Raw genomic sequence first — 4,445 nt, 5'->3', positions numbered from 1 at the left:
CGCCGGGCGCCCGTCGGTGCGCTGGCGCGTCGAGCACGCCCGCGCGACCCGCGCCGCCGTCGCGCAGGCCTCGGCGGCCGCCGCGCAGGCCTCGGCCGCGAAGGACGCGGTCACGGCCAAGGTCCGCGACACCCTCTCCTGAGCGCACGCCGCCGAGTGCGGAGAACGCGGCCCGGGATGCCCGGTTCGGGGCGCATCTTCTCCGCACCCGGTGCCGTCCGCCCCCGCGGACCGGGACGGTCGCGCACGTGGGCCCGGACGGCAGCGCGAGCGGACCGGGGACCGGACGCGGACCGGGGCCGGGCCGCGTGGCCGATAACCTGGACCGCATGACCTCCCCCGACGTCGCCGCCCCCGACTGGCCCGCCCCCACCGCGGCCGGACCGCTGGACGCGACGGTCGAGGTGCCGGGGTCGAAGTCGCTGACCAACCGCTATCTCGTGCTGGCGGCGCTCGCCGACGGGCCTGGGCGGCTGCGCGCCCCTCTGCGGTCCCGGGACACGCTGCTCATGGCGCAGGCGCTGCGCGACCTGGGCGCCCGCATCGAGGACGACCCCGCTGCGCCCGGCGACTGGCTGGTCACCCCGCTCCCCCTCGCCGGTCCCGCCGGGGCCACCGCGGGCACCGCGACGGTCGACTGCGGGCTCGCGGGCACGGTCATGCGGTTCCTGCCCGCCGTCGCGGCGCTGGCCGACCGGCCCGTGCGGTTCGACGGCGACGCCGGCGCCCGGGTCCGCCCCATGGGCCCCGTCCTGGCGGCCCTGCGGGACCTCGGCGTCGAGGTCACCGAGCACGGCGAGCCCGGGCACCTGCCGTTCACCGTGGCGGGGTCCGGCGGCGTGCCCGGCGGTGCGGTCGACGTCGACGCGTCCGCGTCCTCGCAGTTCGTGTCAGGCCTGCTGCTCGCCGCCGCGCGGTTCGGCCGCGGCCTCACCGTCCGGCACACGGGTCCGACGCTGCCGAGCCTGCCGCACATCGAGATGACCGTCGCGGTGCTGCGCGCCGCCGGGGTCGAGGTCGACGACTCCCGCCCGACGATCTGGCGCGTCGAGCCCGGGTCGATCGCGGCCCGGGACGTGCGGGTGGAGCCGGACCTGTCCAACGCCGCGCCGTTCCTGTGCGCCGCGGTCGTCGCGGGCGGCACCGTGCGCGTCCCCGGATGGCCCGCCAGCACCACGCAGCCCGGCGGTCTGCTGCCCGGCATCCTGGAGCAGATGGGCGCGACGACCTCCCTGGACGGGGACGTCCTGTCCGTGTCCGGCACCGGCGTCGTGCACGGGGTCGACCTCGACCTGCGCGCCGCAGGCGAGATCGCCCCGACCATCGCCGCGCTCGCCGCGCTCGGCGACGGCCCCACCCGGCTGCGCGGCATCGCGCACCTGCGGGGCCACGAGACGGACCGCCTCGCCGCACTGTCAGCCGAGATCACCCGGCTCGGCGGGCAGGCCGAGCAGACCGCCGACGGGCTGGTCATCACCCCGCGCCCCCTGCACGGCGGCACCGTGCGCACCTACGCCGACCACCGGATGGCGACCTTCGGGGCGCTGCTCGGCCTCGCCGTCCCCGGCGTCCTCGTGCAGGACGTCGCCACGACCGCCAAGACCATCCCCGACTTCGTCGGGCTGTGGGACGGGATGCTCGCGTGAGCGCGGCGACCGGCGGGGTGCGCTGACCGTGGCACGGCGCGCGCTCGACGAGTCCGACGTCCGGGTCCGGCCCAGCCGCAAGAGCTCCCGGCCCCGCACCAAGACGCGACCCGAGCACGCCGACGCCGACCGGGCCCTGGTCACCGGCGTCGACCGTGGCCGGTACACCGTCCTCGTGGACCCCGACGGGCCCGACGAGCGCGTCGCCGTGGCGATGAAGGCGCGCGAGCTCGGCCGCGACCGCGTCGTCCCCGGGGACCGCGTCGACCTCGTCGGCGACACCTCCGGGGCGGACGGGTCGCTCGCCCGCATCGTGCGGATCGTGGAGCGCACCACCGTGCTGCGCCGCACCGCCGACGACACCGACCCGTACGAGCGGGTCATCGTCGCCAACGCCGACCAGCTCGTCGTCGTCACCGCGCTCGCCGACCCCGAGCCGCGCACCCGCATGATCGACCGCTGCGTCGTCGCCGCGTACGACGCCGGGATGGGCGTCCTGCTCGCGCTCACCAAGGCCGACCTCGCCGACCCCGCGGCGCTGCGTGCCCTGTACGAGCCGATCGGCGTGCGGGTCGTGGTCACCAGCCGCACCGACGACGCGTTCTCCGGGCTCGACGACCTGCGCGACGAGCTCGCCGGGCGCACCTCCGTGCTCGTCGGGCACTCCGGCGTCGGCAAGTCCACCCTCGTCAACGCCCTCGTGCCCGACGCCGCCCGGGCCACCGGCGTGGTCAACGACGTCACCGGGCGCGGCCGGCACACCTCCACCTCCGCCGTCGCGCTGCGGGTCCCCGGGCCCGCCGGGACCTGGGTGATCGACACCCCCGGCGTGCGGTCGTTCGGGCTCGCGCACGTCGACCCCGACCACCTGCTCGGGGCGTTCGCGGACCTCGCCGACGTCGCGCAGGAGTGCCCGCGCGGCTGCACCCACGCCGCCGACGCCCCCGACTGCGCCCTGGACGACTGGGTCGCCGACGCCCCCGACGACGACACCCGCGCCGCCCGTACCGCACGGGTCGACTCGTTCCGGCGTCTGCTGGTCAGCCGGACCGGCGCGGCCGAACCCGGTGCGTGACGCGCGCGCCGGTAGGTTGGGGCCCATGACCCGGTACGACGACGACCTGCGCCTCGCCCACGTGATCGCCGACCAGGTCGACTCCCTGACCATGTCGCGGTTCAAGGCGCAGGACCTCCGGGTCGAGACCAAGCCCGACCTCACGCCCGTCTCCGACGCCGACCGCACCGCCGAGGAGCTCATCCGCTCCCAGCTGTCCCGGGCCCGCCCGCGCGACGCCGTGCACGGCGAGGAGATGCCCGACACCGGGCACGGCCCCCGCCGCTGGGTCGTCGACCCGATCGACGGCACCAAGAACTTCGTGCGCGGCGTGCCCGTCTGGGCGACGCTGATCGCGCTGCTCGACGGGGACGAGGTCGTCGTCGGGCTCGTCAGCGCCCCCGCCCTGGGTCGCCGCTGGTGGGCCGCCACCGGCTCCGGTGCCTGGACCGGGCGCTCGCTCGCCTCCGCGACGCGGATGCAGGTCTCCGAGGTCGGGCGCCTCCAGGACGCGTCGCTGTCGTACTCCAGCCTCAGCGGGTGGGAGGAGCGCGACCGCCTCGACCACTTCCTCGACCTCTCGCGGCGCGTGTGGCGGACCCGCGCCTACGGCGACTTCTGGTCCTACGTCCTCGTCGCCGAGGGCGCCGTCGACCTCGCCGCCGAGCCCGAGCTCGCCCTGCACGACATGGCCGCGCTCGTCCCCATCGTCACGGAGGCGGGCGGGCGGTTCACGTCCGTGCAGGGCGTCGACGGCCCGTTCGGCGGGTCCGCGCTGGTGTCCAACGGGCGCCTGCACCACGCCGCCCTGCAGGTCCTCGACCCGCTCGACGAGGCGCTCCGCGACTGAGGCGCCGACCCGCTCAGCGCGGGATGCGGTCCAGCTCGGTCGCGTCGTACCAGAGCAGGTCGCGCTCGGCGAGGGCGTCCAGCGCCGCGTCATCGCCGTCCAGCGCCCGCGCGACCTCGTCCCGCGCGGCGGGCTCGTCGACGTGCGCGCACACGACGTCGTCCCGGGACACCGGCTCGAGCAGCGTCACCAGGCTCACCGCCTCGTCATCCACCCCCTCGCCCTCGGCCCCGGCAGCCACGGCGGAGTCCGCGACCTCGACCGTCACGACCAGGCGCAGCCCCGGCGCCGACGGCCGCGACGCCAGCAGCACCAGCGCGTCGTCCGCGGCCATCAGCTGCGCCGCGAACTCCACGCCCTCCTCGTCCTCCTCCGGCAGCAGCGCCACCAGACCCGGCGTGACGGCGTGCGCACGACGCGGCGCGGGCAGCGGGGCCCGGCCCCGCAGCAGGTCGTCCAGCTCGTCCAGGGTCGCAGGCAGGTAGAGGCGCACGACCCCAGTGTGCCCGGTCGGCGCGCTCCCGTCGCGCACCGGCACGCGCCCTGCGGTCCCGGCAACGAGGAGCTAACACGGACCAACCCGGACGAGTCCCACGCCGCCGTCCACAGCAGGCGACGCCGTCTGGACCCTCGTCCGCGCGACCAGGTACAGATGGGGCACGCCCGGGGACCATCCGACGACGGAGAACACCATGAGCCACGACCGCCCACCGCCCACCGGCGCGCACCGGACCCTCCGGGCGCGCGCCCGCGCTCAGGTGCGGGTCGTCCCCCAGCCGCTCCCGCCCGCCGAGAGCGCGGACCACCGGGGCCCGCGACGCTCGCGGCCGACCACAGCACCGACCGGCACCCTCGACGGGGCACCCCGCGAGCCGGCCGAGCGGGCCGGGCTGCC

General features: G+C 77.1%; 5 protein-coding genes. 4 read left to right on the top strand and 1 reads right to left on the bottom strand.

The genetic code is table 11. The features are described 5' to 3' along the window. Nucleotides 1-329 precede the first annotated feature (329 nt). The 3 genes from aroA to hisN are packed head-to-tail and all read left to right on the top strand — an operon-like array spanning nucleotide 330 to nucleotide 3,550. The gene (gene aroA, locus EBM89_RS19655; RefSeq protein WP_122151277.1) at nucleotides 330-1,646 is read left to right on the top strand and encodes a 3-phosphoshikimate 1-carboxyvinyltransferase; all 1,317 of its coding nucleotides are present in this window, start codon (nucleotides 330-332) and stop codon (nucleotides 1,644-1,646) included. 28 nt (nucleotides 1,647-1,674) lie between these two features. Further along, on the top strand, nucleotides 1,675-2,721 hold the full coding sequence (rsgA, locus tag EBM89_RS19650; protein ID WP_122151276.1) for a ribosome small subunit-dependent GTPase A: 1,047 nt from the start codon (nucleotides 1,675-1,677) through the stop codon (nucleotides 2,719-2,721). Between the two features lie 25 nt (nucleotides 2,722-2,746). Continuing rightward, on the top strand, nucleotides 2,747-3,550 hold the full coding sequence (hisN, locus tag EBM89_RS19645; RefSeq protein ID WP_122151275.1) for a histidinol-phosphatase: 804 nt from the start codon (nucleotides 2,747-2,749) through the stop codon (nucleotides 3,548-3,550). A gap of 13 nt (nucleotides 3,551-3,563) precedes the next feature. On the opposite strand, the gene EBM89_RS19640 is transcribed toward hisN, so the two are convergent. After that, a complete protein-coding gene (locus tag EBM89_RS19640) occupies nucleotides 3,564-4,043 on the bottom strand; it encodes a DUF6912 family protein (RefSeq protein WP_122151278.1) in 480 nt (159 codons plus the stop codon). 199 nt (nucleotides 4,044-4,242) lie between these two features. Between EBM89_RS19640 and EBM89_RS22315 the strand changes: the two genes are divergently transcribed. After that, nucleotides 4,243-4,445: hypothetical protein (locus EBM89_RS22315; RefSeq protein WP_233571872.1), on the top strand; the 203-nt coding region annotated here is incomplete at its 3' end.

Origin of the sequence: Cellulomonas triticagri (assembly GCF_003696205.1) — a bacterium.
GTDB classification, from domain to species: Bacteria; Actinomycetota; Actinomycetes; order Actinomycetales; family Cellulomonadaceae; genus Cellulomonas; species Cellulomonas triticagri.
This window is presented reverse-complemented; position numbering and strand designations above follow the sequence as displayed.